Here is a 16,441-nt window from a genome sequence, read left to right as displayed (position 1 = left end):
TTTATTATATCAGAACATCATGTTTTTACAACAACGAAAATGATAACGGTTACTTATAAATGAGTTTATTTATAAATACGTAAAAATTGCCCGGATAGATGAAATGATTTCTAGTTCTCCTGATTGAATGGGCGGAGCTGCTTGCGCATGCAAAGTAGCATATGATGCGATCTCCCGCGGTAATTGGACAGATTCTTCAACGAGTGAGAGGGGAACAGGATTAATATTTAAATTGTAGGTACTCGCAATTGTACGAGCTTTGTCTACTGCTTGTTGCAGAGCTTGAATGAGAGCTTGCTCATAATATTTATTTGGATGAGATATTCGAAAACGTAATCCTTTTGCTACGTTTGCACCATTCGTAACGGCTATATCATATACTTCCCCTGCTTTTTGCACATTTAAAACGGTAATTTCATACAAATGCTCCACACGGTAGCCTTGTAGTAATGCTTTATCATTTACATATTCGTATTGAGGAGTAATTGTATAAGAAATGGTTTCTATATCTTTATCGGCAATACCTAGCTGTTTGAGTGCATCAAGCAATTGTTTCGATTGCACTGCATTTTCTTCTTGCGCTTGTTTTACATTTTTACTATCTGTTCGAATGCCCAGTGTTAATATGACAACATTTGGTTTTGCCTTTATAATGCCTTCTCCTTGTACAGTAATAGTAGCTTCTTTACCAGTATTTGTCGTACGGATATTATGTAAATACGGATTCATTCCACCTTGCATTTATGCTCACCATCCTTTTTTACATGTATATGTGTGAACAAAAAAGAAAATCGTATGAAAAAAGTTACATAAATGAGAATGTTGTGAGAAGAAAGCATATACAATATAGGTATTTATAGATTATAATATGTGTAAATATGATAAAAAAGGGACGAGGCTAGTGAACGAAAATAGAGAAACACTGATTTTAGATTTATCTGCATCATTTCGAAAGATGATACGTTTATTACAAAATGATATTAATACACGTTTTTCAGAGCATATGCCATATAATGAATTCTCTGTATTACGTGCGTTATTTTTAAAAAGTCCACAGATGGCTTCGCAAATTGCGAGTGAAGTAAACGTAACCTCCAGTCATATTACAGCTGTAACAGATCGTCTCGTGCGAAAAGGGTTTGTTGAAAGAAAACGTTCAAATTCGGACCGTCGTATCGTATACTTAGAAATTACTGAAAACGGACGAGAAGTAACTGAAAAGCTTGAAGCTGTGCGTAAAGAATATTATAAAGAGAAATTTAAAGGTTGGAGCGACCAAGAGATAGAAATGGTTTTAGAACTATTTGGCCGCGTATTATAATAAATGAGGATAGGAAGCGAGAGCTTTCCTATCCTTTTTCTTTTGAATAAAAATATTTTGAAACTCCGATACTTTAATTAAACAGATCGGAGGAAAGATTATGAAATATATTGCTGCACTTACCATTTTACTTGGAAGTTTTTTCTGCTTTCATACATTCATGTACGCTGATACCCCTATCCAAGTGGTGCAAAAAGAAGTGAAGTACATTGAGAATGATAATACCGTCTTGTATTCGAAATTATGGGTTCGTTCTATGCAAAACGCAGTATTATTTCATCATAGCGATAATGTTCGTAATCAGGACACTCTGCGTAATGTAACAAGTTCATCGCTCGTTAAAGCGAAGCAATTACCATTTAAGAAAGCATCAATGTACATTCCAAGATTATCGCAATACGTATCAAAAGCAGGGAAAGAAAATATTCAAGTGCACTACATTGCGGTGCACTATAATGTGAAAAAAGAAAATGCGTATCAATTAAATGGCATGAACTATTTTCTGCAAGTATTTGTGAAAGAGCGCGGCGAATGGAAAATTGCTGAAAGTGTAGTCGCGCCGACAGATCAAATCGTGGCAAATGGTGATGGATTTGGGATGAAAGAAGAGAGGGTGTATGGGGATAGGAGAGAGAATGTGAAATAACCTCCTCTAGGCGAGGAGGTTATTTTATTTGAAATTCCAAGAGACCTTCAATCTCAATATTTTAGATAGAAGAAAATAGCTAATTATGCTTGTTCCGAATAAACCAACGTAAAAATTAAGCAACGAATGGGTCCCACCAATTATTAAACCGCCGCTAATTCCAATACAGAAAATAGCGCAGACCATAAATATTTTTTGAAGCTTTGGATATAGTAAGAAACTACCATTCCGCTCATTGACTGAACGAACATATAAATATATACCGAGTGGTAATAAAATAATTATATTTACAATAGGTCCAATCAATGTTTTTACTGAAGGGATTTCTGTAAAGTTTGGTTCATTATGACGCACTCCATCATTATCGGTATAAGCATTTTGTGGATTATAATCAAATCTAATATGAAAATTTTCTGCTGGACCCGAAATGCGTATGTTTTCCATAACACGATGCATATTGCCATTGTCCTCATGAAAGTCAGTATTCGAGTGAACAGCGATGACCGCTGAGATAAGGGATGGAAATAACAATGGAAACATGAATATAGCTGCAGTAAGAAGTCCCTGCGAGAGAATATTTCCAGCAATCGTTCCTATACATAATGCAAGCGTATAAATAGCGATTAACACAATTAACATGTATAGAAAATAAGTATGAAATGGTGAAAATATTTGATATTTATTATGAAAAGTTGTTTTTTTCATAATGGCGAATAGTCCCCAGTTTAATACGATGATTGCTGCAATGTTGCAGATCCCAAACAACCACTTTGTTATATAGATGTGTGAACGTTTAAATGGCATAGACCATAGCAAGTCACTAGAGTTATTTTGTCTTTCCCAACCAATTAATGTACAAGCTAGAACGATAAGTACACCACCTAACAGTATGACAGGGTCTATAAGTGTTAAATCAAAGTGGTAGTGATATACATAGTTCCACTTTTTATTGTCATTTAGAAAGTATAGCTGTTGAATAGAAGCCATATAGTATTTATATGATAAAGTATAGAAGCTAACGAACCAAAACAACCACACAACATATTTACTTTGTTGATATGTTCTTAGCCATAGTGCTTTTTGAAACATAGGCCCCCTCCTTTAAAAAACTTTATAATTTGTTAGACGTGATAGTACAACATAAGTAATGATTCCAGCGAGAAGCAAACTGATATAGTAGTTAAGTAAGAAATTAAATTGATTTATTTTATAGCCACCTAGTAATGCAAAATAAATGGTTGCCCCCCATATCCATATTCGTAAATGTTTTTGGAAAATAAATATTTTTTGAGTGTTTTCATTTGGCGATCGTGTATATAAATATGTGCCAAGTAGTAAATAGAACATCGTATAGAAAATAGGAACTAGCACTGACTTAGCTGAATAATACGTATGATTTGCCGGATCTCTTAAAGTGGTTGGATCGTTTTCTTTCTTACGTGATTTTGGATCATAGTGGTAACGAATCGTATAATTATATATTGGTGCAACTATATTTGTTTTTTGATTGATTTCATGAAGTTGTTCATACAAGTTGTTATTTCTAGTATCTGTAGCATGTAAATGGTTTATTGTAAAAGTGTACACTAATGGAATAAATGTAAGCCCCATTAGAAGCCACGGAATACAAAAAACGACTTGCGAAACAACGCTTCCAGTAAAAGTACCGATACATAATGCAGCTGTATATACTGCAACATAAGAGACAATTACATAAAGAAAGTATCGATGAAATGGTCCAAATGATTGATAATCAAAATGAATTGTCGTTCTATAAATAACATACATAAGGATCCAATTTATAAGTAATGAGCCTACAATACAAAATGAACCAAAAGCCCATTTAGATAAAAAAACATCTTTTCTTTTAAATGGCATCGTCATAAGTAAAGTATTAGACTGGCTACTACGTTCCCATCCCATCAATAAACAAGCTAAAGCAATGATAAGAACAGTTAACCAAAAGCTATTACTTTCCCCAAATCCAAAATAATAGAAATAATAGTACGTTCCCTTTTCTTGTAAATCGTGATATTCAGTAAGTTGTTGCTCGGCTGCTTTATAGTATCCGACAGATAAAATATAAAGTGTGCTAAAGAAGAACAGTAGTACAGCATACTTCCCGCGCTTCCAATTCCACATCCACAATGCCTTATGAAACATACCCATCCTCCTCAAGTGTCGTAACAAAGACATCTTCAAGTGACATTGCTAATTCTTCAATGAGTATTGGTTGCTCTTTATAAAACTTCTCCAGTGTTGTAGCCACATTTTCCTCAATTAAGATTGTATATACTTTTCCTGTTTGGTTTAATATTTTAATATTGCTTAAGTTTTCTAGTTTTTGAGGTAATGAACGTTCATAAGCAACTTGTATTTTGGCAAATCGTGATTTTGCATCATCTAGTGATGTAATAGAATCTACTGTATGTCCTTTTAAAATAATGATTGTATCGGCAATTTTTTCAACTTCATCTAAATGGTGAGTGGAGATGAAAATTGTAATTTCTTTTTCTGCTACTTCTTCAACGAGAAATTGTAGAATCTGTCTTTTAACGATAGGATCAAGTCCGTTTGTCGGTTCATCTAAAATGACATATTCTGCTTTTGCAGCGAAAGCTAAAATGATCGCAAGCAGTGCTTTCATTCCTTTTGAGTAACTACGAATACGTTTGTTTGGTAAATTAAAACGTTCTAATATTTCATAAAAATATTGTTCATCAAATGCTGTATAAACTGCTTTATAAAACTTAACGATTTCTTTCACTGTATAACCGTTTAGTATGTTAGTAGAGTCTGGAACGTATACAACCTTTTGTTTAATTTCAGGATGCTTATGAACATCCGTATCCTCATATGTAACAGTTCCTGCATCTGGGTCTAAAATGCCGACCATCGTTCGTAATAAAGTTGTTTTCCCCGCACCGTTTCTTCCGAGTAATCCGACGATACTACCTTTTTGTAATGTGAAAGAAACATCGTCTAAAATCGTTTGGTTATCAATTGTTTTCTTCAAGTTTGTCACTTTCAGCATCCGTATTTCCTCCAATCTCTTTATAGTATGAATCTATCCAATCGTGAATTTTATCTTTCGTAATCCCAAGATAAGAGGCTTCTAGTAATAATTGATGAAATTGCTTTTCAACCATAGCGATTTTCCTTTCGTCTAATGTTGGGGTAATCGATTGGGCTACAAATGTTCCTTTTCCTCGTAATGTTTCAATAATCCCTTGTCGCTCTAATTCTTGATAAGCTTTACTTACTGTATTTGGATTTATAACGAGCAAAGAAGCAAGCTCGCGTACAGAAGGAAGCTTATCACTTGGAGCTAACATGTTTTTTAGTACGAGCTCTTTTATATTTTGAACAATTTGTTCCCATATCGGAGTGTTGCTTCTTGGATCAAGTTGAATATGCAAGAGCAATGTCTCCTTCCTGATGAGTATTAAGTGTACTACTGTGTGTAATACACTTAATACAATATAAGCAATGAATTTATTTGTCAACTGAAAATGATAGAAAAATATGGTATTAAAAATGAATAAATTGGAAAAAATAGGTTTGATATAGAATGGAGGGTTAGTCATGAAGCGAGTTTTTGGAATACTTGTTTGTTTCATGTTATTGCTTTCTGGTACTTCAGTTAGTTTTGCACAATCTGAGAAAACGAAGCAGGAGAAAACAGAAGAAGCCACGCCGAAGTTAGCGGAACAAGCGTCGTCAGCGATCGTAATTGAGCAAGATACAGGTAAAGTTTTATTTGATAAAAATCCGAATGAAAAGTTACCACCTGCTAGTATGACAAAAATTATGACAATGCTTTTAATTATGGAACAAGTTGAAAAAGGAAAATTAAAACTGACAGATAAAGTGAGAGCGAGTGAACACGCAGCTTCAATGGGCGGATCACAAATTTTTCTAGAACCTGGGGAAGAGATGACTGTAAATGAAATGTTAAAGGGCATTGCAATTGCATCTGGAAATGATGCATCTGTTGCAGTAGCTGAGCATATCGCTGGTTCAGAAGAAGGTTTCGTAAATATGATGAACAAAAAAGCGAAAGATCTAGGGCTGAAAAATACGCATTTTCAAAATCCGACAGGTCTTCCAGCGAAAGATCATTATTCTACAGCGAATGATATGGCTATTATGGCGAAAGAGTTGATGAAGTATCCACTTATTCGAAAATACACAGGTAAATATGAAGACTATTTACGTGAAAATACGGATAAGAAGTTTTGGCTTGTTAATACGAATAAGCTAGTACGTTTTTATCCTGGAGTAGATGGAGTGAAAACAGGCTTTACGACAGAAGCGAAATATTGTTTAACAGCATCAGCTGAAAAAAATGGTATGCGTGTTATTTCAGTTGTAATGGGAGCACCTACTTCAAAAGAACGGAACAATCAAGTAACGAAGCTGCTTGATTATGCATTTGGACAATACATGACAAAGAAATTGTATACACGTGGTGAGAAAATTAAGACTGTACAAGTAGGAAAAGGTAAGGAAGAAAAAGTAGATTTAGTTGCGTCAGACAATGTGTCTCTTCTTATGAAGAAGGGCGAAAATATGGACAAAGTTAAACAAGAAGTGATTGCTGAAAAGAAAGTGAAGGCACCGATTAAAAAAGGTGATGCACTTGGCACACTTGTTATTAAAAGAGATAAAGATGTTTTATTAAAACAAACAATTGTAGCGAAAGAAGATGTTGATGCAGCTAGCTGGTGGGAGTTATTTAAACGAAGCTTTGGGATGTTTTCAACATCAAAATAGCGGTGAAAATTTTGCCGCTTTTCTGTTCGTATTTACGGGGATAATTGCTGAAAGGTTTCACTTTATGGCGAAATAGTTCTTCTTTTGTCAGTAGGAAGGATTCTTGTTTTATATCACGAAAATCTTATGTTAAAGAATAAAGTTTGAGCATAAGGAGGAAATCGTGTGAGTCTTTCCATGCATTTAGAAGTAAAACGTGACGTCTTATGTGTGAGGCTAGAGGGTGAATTAGATCATCATACTGCTGAAGAGTTGCGAACGAAAGTAACAGATATGATTGAGACACATGGTGTTCATCATATTGTTTTGAGCCTAGAGAACTTAACATTTATGGATAGTTCAGGTTTAGGCGTTATATTAGGCCGATATAAACATGTAAAGGGATTAGGTGGAGAGATGGTTGTCTGTGCAATTTCACCGCCTGTTAAACGTTTATTTGAAATGTCAGGTCTATTCAAAATTGTTCGTTTAGAAGAAAGTGAAGCGCATGCGCTCGCGACGTTGGGGGTGGCATAGATGAGAAATGAAATGAACCTTCAATTTTCAGCGTTAAGTCAGAATGAATCATTCGCTCGTGTTACGGTAGCTGCTTTTATTGCGCAATTAGACCCGACGATGGAAGAACTAACAGAGATTAAAACAGTTGTGTCAGAAGCGGTTACAAATGCAATTATTCATGGGTATGAAGGAAATGCAGAAGGTGTTGTTTATATTTCAGTGATTTTGGAAGAAGCGATGGTGAAACTCACGATTCGAGATGAAGGGATTGGTATCTTTAACTTAGATGAGGCAAGACAACCCCTTTTTACAACTAAACCTGAATTAGAGCGTTCCGGAATGGGATTTACTATCATGGAAAATTTTATGGATGAAGTAGAAGTTATTTCAAACGAATCTTTCGGGACAACAATCCATTTGACAAAATACTTATCAAATAGTAACGCTCTATGCAATTAAGGAGAATAGCCAATGGACATAGAGGTCAGAAATGAGAAGAAGAAACCTCAGTTAAAGGACCACGAGCTAAAAGCGTTAATTCAAAAAAGTCAAGATGGAGATCAACAAGCGAGAGATACAATCGTTCAAAGTAATATGCGTCTCGTATGGTCGGTTGTGCAGCGATTTCTTAATCGAGGATACGAACCAGACGATTTATTTCAAATTGGATGTATTGGACTCTTAAAATCGGTAGATAAATTTGATTTATCTTTCGACGTGAAATTTTCAACATATGCAGTTCCAATGATTATCGGTGAAATACAACGATTTTTACGTGACGATGGATCAGTGAAAGTAAGTAGATCTTTAAAAGAAACAGGAAACAAAGTCCGAAAGATGAGAGACGAGCTTTCGAAGGAATTTGGAAGGGCCCCAACGATTAATGAGGTAGCAGAGGCTCTTGAACTAACGCCGGAAGAAGTTGTTCTAGCGCAAGAAGCGAGTCGTGCTCCTTCGTCGATACATGAAACTGTGTATGAAAACGATGGAGATCCGATTACTATTTTAGATCAAATTGCAGATCAATCGGAAACGAAATGGTTTGATAAAATTGCTTTAAAAGAAGCAATTAGAGAATTGGATGAACGAGAACGGCTAATTGTGTATTTGCGCTATTATAAAGACCAAACCCAATCAGAAGTAGCGGAGCGCATAGGCATTTCGCAAGTACAAGTTTCAAGGCTTGAAAAGAAAATATTAAAACAGATGAAAGATCGAATAGATGAATAGCTATCTATTCGATTTTTTTTGTTGTAACGTATGGTTGGTCGATAGCGGCAGCGTTTCTTATAGTTGCACTAGTCATTAGTCTGAAGAAATGGAATGCACAAATACATTCAGACTCTGCCCAGGAAGGACCGAGGTGTTTCATGATGAGCGGATCAGCGATTATGATGATGGTTATAGGTATGGTAGTCATTTGGGGAGGACTTGCATTAAGTATTGCAAATTTATTTAAGAAAAAGGCATAAGCTAAAAACATCTGTACCGAAATGGTACAGATGTTTTTTTTATGAAAAAATTGTATTAGAAAAAATTCCAATAACCATACTACAACTACGAGGAAGAGTGAAGGGGTGAATGAAAATTGGAACAAACGATTTATATTAAAATGCGCAATCGCTTAAAAGTGTCTCCTACGTATGAAGTAAAGCTGAGCGATGTTGCTCAACTTGCCGGAGATTCTTTGGTAGTTGAGTCGTTACAAAATGAGATAGTCTACAAAATAACAGCGCATGATAAAACACATGTTGTAATTGATGTTATGAAAGTGATTGAGATTATTCAACAAAAAGCGGCTCACATACAAATTAATTTACTTGGTTCTGGACAAACTCTTGTTGAAATTATATACGAAAAAAAGAAAGTGCATCCGGTTTTCTTCGGACTTGTATGGTTGTTACTTTTCATTGGAGCGGCCCTTGCGATCATTTATTTCCATGAAGATGTAAGTATGCAACAAGTACACCAACGGTTATATTACATGATTACTGGAGAATTTAAGGCGCAACCACTTTTATTTCAAATTCCTTATTCATTAGGTCTTGGATTAGGTATGGTCTTATTTTTTAATCATGTATTTCAAAAGAGAATTAATGAGGAGCCGAGCCCGTTAGAAGTTGAGATGTTTCAATATCAGCAGTCGCTTGATCAATATGTAATTGTGCATGAAAACAAGGATAATATGAAACAGATTGCTGATGATTGAGTGTGCATTTGTTGTATTAATTGGTTTAGCTGGAGGGATTGCAGTAGGTAGCGGATATGTCGCGTTTTTAGCTGTACTTGGTATAATCCCGCGTTTGGCTCAATTAACGAGAAGTGGAAAGCATATTCAATATTTTGAGTGGGCGGTCATTGCAGGTACTTTAACAGGGGCTTGGTGTAGTTTGAAAAATATTACATTTCAAACGTCACAATATTGGCTTGTTATATTAGGGATATTTTGTGGCACATTCATTGGAATGCTCGCTGCGGCGTTAACGGAAGTATTAAACGTTTTACCTATTTTAGCGAAACGAGTAAGGGTAGAGGGGAAAATTATTGTTTTACTGGTTGCTCTTGTACTTGGGAAAGTAATAGGCTCGTTGTTTCACTGGATTTATTTCGTAAAGTAGGAGGCAATATATATGGCAGGGCGAAAATTGAAGGACGATTACATAAATAAAGTGAAGGAGTACCATCCAAAACCGAACTATTTCATAAATTGTGTGAAGGCATTTCTTGTTGGTGGACTCATTTGTACGGCGGGAGAAGTGTTGATGAAATTTTATATACATTACTTTCACTTTAGTGAGAAAGAGGCAGGAAACCCTACAGTTGCAACTCTTGTTTTACTATCAGCGATTTTAACAGGGTGTGGTGTATATGATAAAATCGGGCAGTTTTCTGGAGCGGGATCAGCAGTACCAGTTACTGGATTTGCGAATTCTATGGCGAGTGCCGCGCTAGAACATAGGAGTGAAGGGGTTGTTCTAGGAATCGCTACTAACATGTTTAAGCTTGCAGGAAGTGTCATTGTATTTGGAGTCGTCGGTGCATACATTATCGGGCTAATAAGATATACATTTCAAATTTTAATGTCTTAAAGGAGGGGTGGGTATGAGATTGACAGGAAAACAAACGTGGGTATTTCAAAATGATATCTTCGTGAATGCAACTGGTACTGCTGTCGGTCCGAAAGAAGCTGAAGGCCCTCTGGGAAAGGATTTTGATATTTCATATTCTGACTTACATTGCGGAGAGGAAAACTGGGAACTTGCTGAACGAAGGTTAATGTCAGACTCGATTCAACAAGCGATGCAAAAAGGGAATATAAAAAAATCACAAATTGATTTCTTTTTAGCGGGAGATTTATTAAACCAAACAGTGACAGCAAATTACGTTGCTCGTGAGTATGGTATTCCTTTTTTAGGGATGTTCAGCGCTTGTGCGACGTCAATGGAAACTTTGGCTGTTGGATCAGCTTTTATAGATGGTGGATTTGCGAATCGTATTTTAGCTACAGTAAGTAGTCATAATGCGACGGCTGAAAGACAATTTCGTTACCCAACAGAATACGGAGGACAAAAGCCAGGGACAGCAAACTCAACTGTTACTGGAGCAGGGTCAATATTAATTAGCAATGAGGAGAGTGCAATTAAAATAACAGCAGCAACAATCGGCAAAGTACAAGATTTAGGAATTGCTAATCCTTTAGATATGGGATCAGCGATGGCACCAGCTGCTGCTCATACAATTCAACAGCATTTTGAAGATTTGAGAAGAAGTGCAGCTGATTATGATCTTATTGTTACTGGTGATTTATCAGCTGTTGGGACACCAATTGCGAGACAACTTTTACTTGAGGAAGGATATGATTTGGGGAATGTATACAACGATTGTGGATTAATGATTTACAATTCAAATCAAGAAGAAGTGTTTGCAGGGGGCAGTGGTTGTGCGTGTTCAGCTGTTGTAACATACGGCCATTTATTGCGTGAAATGCAAAAAGGGAATTTACAAAGAATTTTTGTCGTTGCAACTGGAGCTTTATTAAGCCCCATGATGATGCAACAGAAGGAAACGATTCCAACGATTGCGCATGGTGTTGTGTTTGAAAGCGTTAAAGGAGAGTGAATTGTGGATTTTATATACGCATTTCTTGTAGGAGGAGCTATTTGTGTAATTGGACAAGTGTTGCTAGATTTCGCAAAGTTAACACCGGCACATTTAATGGCAACTTTTGTAGTCGCCGGAGCTATTTTAGACGGATTCGGATTGTACGATAAGCTTATAAAATTTGCAGGTGCTGGGGCAACGGTCCCTATTACAAGTTTTGGACACTCACTATTGCACGGGGCAATGCATGCGGCAGAAAAACATGGATATTTAGGAATTGGAATCGGTATGTTTAGTTTAACGTCTGCGGGGATTTCAGCAGCGATATTATTTTCATTTTTTGTTGCACTTATATGTAAACCGAAAGGATAAATCAAATGAGACGAAGGGTTGTTTTGGTCACAGATGGAGATGAATATGCAAAGCGGACAATTGAGCTGTTAACAAAGGAATTTGGGGGAAGGTGTATTTCGGCATCGCAAAGTAATCCGACCAAATTGACAGGGAAGAAAGTTGTTGAGCTTATTATGCAAACGCCATATGACCCTGTATTTGTCATGTTTGATGACAGCGGATTTATAGGAGAAGGATCTGGTGAAAAGGCGTTAAAGTATGTCGCAACACATAAACAAGTTGATGTACTGGGTATTTTAGCAGTAGCATCTAATACACATCATTGGGAATGGGCGCGTGTAGATGTAAGTGTAGATCGGAATGGGAATTTGACAGAATACGGCGTTGATAAATTTGGACTCCCAGATGGTGAAGTTGGCAGGATTAGTGGGGATACGATTTATTGTTTAGATGGTCTGAATGTTCCTGTCATTGTGGGGGTCGGTGATATTGGTAAGATGTGCGGAAATGATGAATGGGAGAGAGGATCACCTATTACTAGAAAAGCGATTCAATTAATTTTGGAAAGGAGTGGGTTTTATGACGAAGCCTAAAAAAGTGAATATCCCGATTTCATCTTTTTTAAGTGATAATGAAAATTACTTAAAGCAAACAGTTGGACTGGGTGTTACATACGATGTTGGTATTCGTAAATTTCAAATTTCAAATAAAGAAATTGGTGTGTTATTTGTAAATGGACTTTGTGATACGAATTATATTATCCCTATTTTAGAAGAAGCGGTGGATACAAATGAAATAAGGGATGTAGAAGAAGATACAGTAAAGCTTTTAGAGAATCGTTTAATTCATCAACAAGTAAGTAAAGTAAAAACGATGGATGATGTAATGCTCCAAGTATTATCAGGACTCATTGTTATATTTGTGGAAGGTGAAACGGAAGCGTTCGCAATAGATGTTCGTAGTTATCCGGGCCGGACACCGACAGAACCAGATACAGAAAAGGTAGTGCGTGGTGCAAGGGACGGCTTTGTTGAAAATATCGTTGTAAATACAGCATTAATTCGTAGAAGGATACGCGATCCACGTCTTCGAAATGAAATGATTCGAGTCGGAGATAGATCGCAAACGGATATTTGTATTACATACGTTCAAGATGTTGCAAATCCAGATTTAGTAAAGATTATAAAACAAGAATTAAATAACATTGATGTAGATGGGATTACGATGGCGGATAAAACAGTAGAAGAATTTGTAGTTAAACAAGGTTATAATCCATTCCCGCTTATTCGATACACAGAAAGACCAGATGTAGCAGCAAATCATCTATTAGAAGGACATGTGTTAGTACTCGTTGACACATCACCAAGTGTTATGATCACTCCAACAACATATTTCCACCATTTACAGCATGCAGAAGAGTTTAGACAAAATCCAGCTGTAGGTACATTTTTACGTTGGGTACGTTTTTTAGGTGTTATATTTTCGCTGTTCTTACTGCCATTTTGGTTAGTTTTTGTTTTTAATCCAACTCTTTTACCGGATAGTCTTGCTTTCATTGGACCAAACAAGATGACGCACTTACCAATTTTATTACAAATTTTGATGGCGGAAGTCGGACTCGAATTTTTAAGAATGGCTGCCATCCATACACCGACATCATTGTCGTCTGCAGCAGGATTAATTTCTGCCATATTAATTGGTCAAATTGCAATTGATGTAGGTTTATTTGTACCAGAAGTTATTTTGTATGTAGCGGTTTCTATGATTGGATCATTTGCAACGCCGAGTTATGAACTTGGACTTGGAAATAAGGTCGGAAAATTGTTTGTTATTATTTTAACAGGCATATTTCATGAAATGGGATTTGTCATTGGAATGACGATGTTGATTCTATTTTTAACATCTATAAAAAGCTTGCAAACACCGTATTTATGGCCGTTTTTACCGTTTGATTGGGGCGCGTTAACGAAAATTTTACTTCGTCCAACTATGTCTAGTTTAAAGGTTCGTCCAAGTATTGTAAGACCTCAAAATGTGCGAAGACAAAAATAAGCGGGGTTATGTTCCTGCTTATTTTTTATTGGAAATTTATTATTTTTTTAACAAAAATCAAACATTTTTTTTGTACAATTAGAGTAGATATTGTGTATGAAAGGGGAAGAGGACATGATTAAATTATTTGTAAGTGATTTAGATGATACGCTCGTTTACAATGTGAATCATATGCAAAAAGAAGATGAACGAGCGCTTTGTTGGCTAGCTGAAAAAGGGACAAATATTTGTTTTGCCTCTGGCCGTTTTACTCACCGAATTGATGAGGCGGTAAAAAGGTTTTCGTTCCCGTATTACACAACTAGTTTAAATGGAGCGACAATGATACTACCGGATGGAAAAGTATTTCATGAATCGAGTTTTGAAGATGGGGTTGCCCAGGAAATATATCGATATATACATAAAAAGGGACTAGCAGATATTGTTTGTGCAAATGAGCAGCGATATACAAAAAGGAAGAATGAACATCATCATACTTTTGAAGAGTATATGGGAGTGCATATTGCTGAAATCGAAGAACTAGAAGAGGAATTTGGGAAGACTGTACATCCTGCGAAATTATTTATTTTTGGCGAAGAAGAAAAAATTGTAGCATTAGATCAAGAGTTGCGAGATACATTTCATAGCCAAGCGGAAGTTTTTATATCGGGTAAGCGCTATGTTGACATTATGCCAAGAGGTGTAAGTAAAGGAAGCGCTCTGAAGCGATTAATGGAACATTTACAAATTGAAGCAAATGAAGTTGCATGTATTGGAGATTCTTTCAATGATATTTCTATGTTTGAAGTAACCCCGCACTCCTTCACCCTCCATCATGCTCATCCGTATGTGAAGGAGAAAGCAAATCATGTTGTTCGTTCGGTTGAAGAAGCTATTATGAAATTACCGTTACTTGTATAAAAAAGAAGCTCGTCACTGGCGAGCTTCTTTTTTACTTGAATAAAGATTTAACGAAATCAATGATACTAGAGAAGAAATCTTTTACTTTATCTAGGAAACTTTGTCCTTCTTCAGATCCTAAGAAGGCAGACACATGGTCTTTTGCTTTATCTAATTGACTACCAACTTGGTTCCAATCGATATTAAGATTTTTCATTTTATCAAATAACGATACTAAGTTATCCAACTGTTCATCTGTTAATGTAATGCCAAGTTGATCAGCAATTTTTTTAATTAATGAACGTAAATCTTCAGTTGTTTTTGGCTGTTCTTTTGCAATTTCTTCTTTAATTTTTGCAACAAGTTGAACTGCTTTGTCTTCACCGATTTTATCACCAAGTTTTGCTGTTTGTACCATTTCTTCATTGGCTACTTTTTTAACATCTTCTGGAATTTCCTTGTTCGATGTTGTTTCATAGGCCTTCATTAAACCTGTTAAAGCAGCAGTTCCGGAAACTTTAAATGGTGCAGTAATTTGAATCTCTGCATCTTTCACACCTGCTGTAATAAGTGCATTTGTGTACATTGCATCTGTTATCGAATTAATGTTTTTTGAGCGTACAATGAGACCTGATCCTGGTTTTGTGTATGTAATCATAGAAGAGGAAATTGCTCTTGTACCAATTTGTGCTTTTGGAACAATTCCTTCTAGAAATTTATGTTCTTCCGCATTAGACACAGTGATGATTGTAGCATCTTTTGGTGCTTTCATTTCCTTTAACAGCTCTTGTTTTTGTTGTTCAGATAAGTTTTCTCCTAGTGTAACAATTGATTCTCCCTCAATGATGTCTGCAAATGAAGCTGTTGGCATAATAAATACGGCTACAGCTAATAGCAGAGCTAGTAATTTCGCTTTCACGAAAAATCGCTCCCTTTCTCTTTCTGAAATTTTCGGGCAACACAGTTATTATAGTATATTTTAAAAATTTGTCACCTAGCTTTTTCCACATTTCGAAAAAGAAGTATGCAGATTGTCGGATTCTTTTTGTTTCTCGTCATGAATATGGTAATATAGTGCTGAGATAGTTGAAAGGAGACATATACATATGAAAACTTTAGGATACATATTAATGGAAAATGGCGAAAAAATCGATTTAGAATTTTACCCAGAAGAGGCACCAAAAACAGTAGAAAACTTTAAGAAATTAGCAGAGCAAGGATTTTATGACGGTGTGACATTCCACCGCGTTATTCCTGGCTTCGTAAGCCAAGGTGGAGACCCAACAGGCACAGGTGCAGGTGGCCCAGGTTACTCTATTCCATGTGAGACTGATGGAAATCCTCGTAGACACCTTGTTGGATCACTTTCTATGGCACATGCTGGTCGTAATACAGGTGGTAGCCAATTTTTTGTTGTTCATGAGCCACAACCGCATTTAGATGGCGTACATACTGTATTCGGTAAAGCAACAAGCGGTATTGAAACGGTATTAAACATGCGTCAAGGCGATGTAATGAAAGAAGTTAAAGTTTGGGAAGAATAAGTTGTGAGAAAAAGAGAGCGATTTTGCTCTCTTTTTTTATTTCCTATAAACAGGAATTGGTATATATTTTAAAGTATATGACACAAATAGGACGGCTACTAACGTTAAATTATATTGTTCATGAGAACACACTTTTAACAAAACACATAGGATGGAGTACGAATTATATGCTTCAATAAATGGATTTCTCTTAACATATTGCTTTTGGTAGAACTACTTTGTTCAAAAGTGGTTAATAAGTGAAATGTGATGAGAAAGGGATTCTCCTTT

At 36.1% G+C, this 16,441-nt stretch carries 22 protein-coding genes; 16 read left to right on the top strand and 6 right to left on the bottom strand.

Annotation, left to right across the window (positions count from 1 at the left end; genetic code table 11):
* Nucleotides 1-69: 69 nt before the first annotated feature.
* Entirely contained in the window at nt 70-741 is a 672-nt protein-coding gene (locus NSQ47_RS13945) for an SIMPL domain-containing protein (RefSeq protein ID WP_002111627.1), read from the bottom strand.
* Between the two features lie 160 nt (nt 742-901).
* On the opposite strand from NSQ47_RS13945, the gene NSQ47_RS13940 reads away from it, so the two are divergent.
* Nucleotides 902-1,321, top strand: a complete 420-nt coding sequence (locus tag NSQ47_RS13940) for a MarR family winged helix-turn-helix transcriptional regulator (protein ID WP_002088468.1) — start codon at nt 902-904, stop codon at nt 1,319-1,321.
* A gap of 100 nt (nt 1,322-1,421) precedes the next feature.
* Entirely contained in the window at nt 1,422-1,967 is a 546-nt protein-coding gene (locus tag NSQ47_RS13935; RefSeq protein WP_341037166.1) for a hypothetical protein, read from the top strand.
* Nucleotides 1,968-1,991: 24 nt separating this feature from the next.
* Here the strand turns inward: NSQ47_RS13935 and NSQ47_RS13930 are convergent, their stop codons facing one another.
* Genes NSQ47_RS13930 through NSQ47_RS13915 form a run of 4 tightly spaced genes read right to left on the bottom strand, consistent with a single transcriptional unit; the run spans nt 1,992 to nt 5,386 of the window.
* A complete protein-coding gene (locus tag NSQ47_RS13930; RefSeq protein ID WP_002014928.1) occupies nt 1,992-3,056 on the bottom strand; it encodes an ABC transporter permease subunit in 1,065 nt (354 codons plus the stop codon).
* 12 nt (nt 3,057-3,068) lie between these two features.
* Nucleotides 3,069-4,130 (bottom strand): ABC transporter permease, encoded by a 1,062-nt coding sequence (locus NSQ47_RS13925; RefSeq protein ID WP_341037164.1) that lies wholly within the window; start codon nt 4,128-4,130, stop codon nt 3,069-3,071.
* Nucleotides 4,120-5,001: an ABC transporter ATP-binding protein gene (locus tag NSQ47_RS13920; protein ID WP_201064440.1), complete on the bottom strand. Its 882-nt coding sequence runs from the start codon at nt 4,999-5,001 to the stop codon at nt 4,120-4,122. Before NSQ47_RS13920 ends, NSQ47_RS13925 begins: the two co-directional genes overlap by 11 nt.
* Nucleotides 4,967-5,386 (bottom strand): GntR family transcriptional regulator, encoded by a 420-nt coding sequence (locus NSQ47_RS13915; RefSeq protein ID WP_002145907.1) that lies wholly within the window; start codon nt 5,384-5,386, stop codon nt 4,967-4,969. The genes NSQ47_RS13920 and NSQ47_RS13915 overlap by 35 nt, the downstream gene beginning before the upstream one ends.
* A 166-nt stretch (nt 5,387-5,552) precedes the next feature.
* On the opposite strand from NSQ47_RS13915, the gene dacF reads away from it, so the two are divergent.
* From dacF to NSQ47_RS13850, 13 genes are all read left to right on the top strand, one after another.
* Nucleotides 5,553-6,743: a serine-type D-Ala-D-Ala carboxypeptidase DacF gene (dacF, locus tag NSQ47_RS13910; protein ID WP_078172866.1), complete on the top strand. Its 1,191-nt coding sequence runs from the start codon at nt 5,553-5,555 to the stop codon at nt 6,741-6,743.
* 165 nt (nt 6,744-6,908) lie between these two features.
* Nucleotides 6,909-7,259, top strand: a complete 351-nt coding sequence (gene spoIIAA / locus NSQ47_RS13905) for an anti-sigma F factor antagonist (RefSeq protein WP_002088460.1) — start codon at nt 6,909-6,911, stop codon at nt 7,257-7,259.
* The gene (gene spoIIAB / locus NSQ47_RS13900) at nt 7,260-7,700 is read left to right on the top strand and encodes an anti-sigma F factor (RefSeq protein WP_001243400.1); all 441 of its coding nucleotides are present in this window, start codon (nt 7,260-7,262) and stop codon (nt 7,698-7,700) included.
* A gap of 12 nt (nt 7,701-7,712) precedes the next feature.
* Nucleotides 7,713-8,471, top strand: coding sequence for an RNA polymerase sporulation sigma factor SigF (sigF, locus tag NSQ47_RS13895; RefSeq protein WP_002111619.1), 759 nt, complete (start codon nt 7,713-7,715; stop codon nt 8,469-8,471).
* A 143-nt stretch (nt 8,472-8,614) separates the two neighbouring features.
* Nucleotides 8,615-8,713: a methionine/alanine import family NSS transporter small subunit gene (locus tag NSQ47_RS13890; protein WP_000016829.1), complete on the top strand. Its 99-nt coding sequence runs from the start codon at nt 8,615-8,617 to the stop codon at nt 8,711-8,713.
* A 116-nt stretch (nt 8,714-8,829) separates the two neighbouring features.
* Nucleotides 8,830-9,450, top strand: a complete 621-nt coding sequence (locus tag NSQ47_RS13885; protein WP_078172867.1) for a stage V sporulation protein AA — start codon at nt 8,830-8,832, stop codon at nt 9,448-9,450.
* A complete protein-coding gene (spoVAB, locus tag NSQ47_RS13880; protein WP_033710789.1) occupies nt 9,443-9,859 on the top strand; it encodes a stage V sporulation protein SpoVAB in 417 nt (138 codons plus the stop codon). The genes NSQ47_RS13885 and spoVAB overlap by 8 nt, the downstream gene beginning before the upstream one ends.
* 12 nt (nt 9,860-9,871) lie before the next feature.
* Nucleotides 9,872-10,330 (top strand): stage V sporulation protein AC, encoded by a 459-nt coding sequence (gene spoVAC / locus NSQ47_RS13875; protein ID WP_002160614.1) that lies wholly within the window; start codon nt 9,872-9,874, stop codon nt 10,328-10,330.
* A gap of 13 nt (nt 10,331-10,343) precedes the next feature.
* Nucleotides 10,344-11,360: a stage V sporulation protein AD gene (spoVAD, locus tag NSQ47_RS13870; RefSeq protein WP_016106086.1), complete on the top strand. Its 1,017-nt coding sequence runs from the start codon at nt 10,344-10,346 to the stop codon at nt 11,358-11,360.
* Between the two features lie 3 nt (nt 11,361-11,363).
* A complete protein-coding gene (gene spoVAE / locus NSQ47_RS13865) occupies nt 11,364-11,714 on the top strand; it encodes a stage V sporulation protein AE (RefSeq protein WP_002014916.1) in 351 nt (116 codons plus the stop codon).
* 5 nt (nt 11,715-11,719) lie between these two features.
* Nucleotides 11,720-12,289: a stage V sporulation protein AE gene (locus NSQ47_RS13860; protein WP_002111611.1), complete on the top strand. Its 570-nt coding sequence runs from the start codon at nt 11,720-11,722 to the stop codon at nt 12,287-12,289.
* Nucleotides 12,276-13,748, top strand: a complete 1,473-nt coding sequence (gene spoVAF, locus NSQ47_RS13855) for a spore germination protein SpoVAF (RefSeq protein WP_341037162.1) — start codon at nt 12,276-12,278, stop codon at nt 13,746-13,748. Before NSQ47_RS13860 ends, spoVAF begins: the two co-directional genes overlap by 14 nt.
* A 96-nt stretch (nt 13,749-13,844) precedes the next feature.
* Nucleotides 13,845-14,648: a Cof-type HAD-IIB family hydrolase gene (locus tag NSQ47_RS13850; protein WP_078172870.1), complete on the top strand. Its 804-nt coding sequence runs from the start codon at nt 13,845-13,847 to the stop codon at nt 14,646-14,648.
* Between the two features lie 31 nt (nt 14,649-14,679).
* Here NSQ47_RS13850 and NSQ47_RS13845 read toward each other — a convergent pair whose 3' ends face one another.
* Nucleotides 14,680-15,546: a DUF1002 domain-containing protein gene (locus NSQ47_RS13845; protein WP_078172871.1), complete on the bottom strand. Its 867-nt coding sequence runs from the start codon at nt 15,544-15,546 to the stop codon at nt 14,680-14,682.
* A 187-nt stretch (nt 15,547-15,733) separates the two neighbouring features.
* Here NSQ47_RS13845 and NSQ47_RS13840 point away from each other — a divergent pair, with 187 nt between their 5' ends.
* Complete coding sequence (locus tag NSQ47_RS13840) at nt 15,734-16,171, top strand: peptidylprolyl isomerase (protein WP_002160618.1); 438 nt, start codon at nt 15,734-15,736, stop codon at nt 16,169-16,171.
* Nucleotides 16,172-16,441: the final 270 nt, after the last annotated feature.

Source organism: Bacillus sp. FSL R10-2780 (assembly GCF_038006125.1).
Lineage (GTDB): Bacteria > Bacillota > Bacilli > Bacillales > Bacillaceae_G > Bacillus_A > Bacillus_A cereus_U.
This window is presented reverse-complemented; position numbering and strand designations above follow the sequence as displayed.

What these genes read in the sequence shown, in the direction of transcription:
- NSQ47_RS13945 (WP_002111627.1), bottom strand. Translation starts at nt 741, where the DNA reads ATGCAAGGTGGAATGAATCCGTATTTACATAATATCCGTACGACAAAT.
- NSQ47_RS13935 (WP_341037166.1), top strand. Translation starts at nt 1,422, where the DNA reads ATGAAATATATTGCTGCACTTACCATTTTACTTGGAAGTTTTTTCTGC.
- NSQ47_RS13930 (WP_002014928.1), bottom strand. Translation starts at nt 3,056, where the DNA reads ATGTTTCAAAAAGCACTATGGCTAAGAACATATCAACAAAGTAAATAT.
- NSQ47_RS13925 (WP_341037164.1), bottom strand. Translation starts at nt 4,130, where the DNA reads ATGTTTCATAAGGCATTGTGGATGTGGAATTGGAAGCGCGGGAAGTAT.
- NSQ47_RS13920 (WP_201064440.1), bottom strand. Translation starts at nt 5,001, where the DNA reads ATGCTGAAAGTGACAAACTTGAAGAAAACAATTGATAACCAAACGATT.
- dacF (WP_078172866.1), top strand. Translation starts at nt 5,553, where the DNA reads ATGAAGCGAGTTTTTGGAATACTTGTTTGTTTCATGTTATTGCTTTCT.
- spoIIAB (WP_001243400.1), top strand. Translation starts at nt 7,260, where the DNA reads ATGAGAAATGAAATGAACCTTCAATTTTCAGCGTTAAGTCAGAATGAA.
- sigF (WP_002111619.1), top strand. Translation starts at nt 7,713, where the DNA reads ATGGACATAGAGGTCAGAAATGAGAAGAAGAAACCTCAGTTAAAGGAC.
- NSQ47_RS13890 (WP_000016829.1), top strand. Translation starts at nt 8,615, where the DNA reads ATGAGCGGATCAGCGATTATGATGATGGTTATAGGTATGGTAGTCATT.
- spoVAB (WP_033710789.1), top strand. Translation starts at nt 9,443, where the DNA reads ATGATTGAGTGTGCATTTGTTGTATTAATTGGTTTAGCTGGAGGGATT.
- spoVAC (WP_002160614.1), top strand. Translation starts at nt 9,872, where the DNA reads ATGGCAGGGCGAAAATTGAAGGACGATTACATAAATAAAGTGAAGGAG.
- spoVAD (WP_016106086.1), top strand. Translation starts at nt 10,344, where the DNA reads ATGAGATTGACAGGAAAACAAACGTGGGTATTTCAAAATGATATCTTC.
- NSQ47_RS13860 (WP_002111611.1), top strand. Translation starts at nt 11,720, where the DNA reads ATGAGACGAAGGGTTGTTTTGGTCACAGATGGAGATGAATATGCAAAG.
- spoVAF (WP_341037162.1), top strand. Translation starts at nt 12,276, where the DNA reads ATGACGAAGCCTAAAAAAGTGAATATCCCGATTTCATCTTTTTTAAGT.
- NSQ47_RS13850 (WP_078172870.1), top strand. Translation starts at nt 13,845, where the DNA reads ATGAAAGGGGAAGAGGACATGATTAAATTATTTGTAAGTGATTTAGAT.
- NSQ47_RS13840 (WP_002160618.1), top strand. Translation starts at nt 15,734, where the DNA reads ATGAAAACTTTAGGATACATATTAATGGAAAATGGCGAAAAAATCGAT.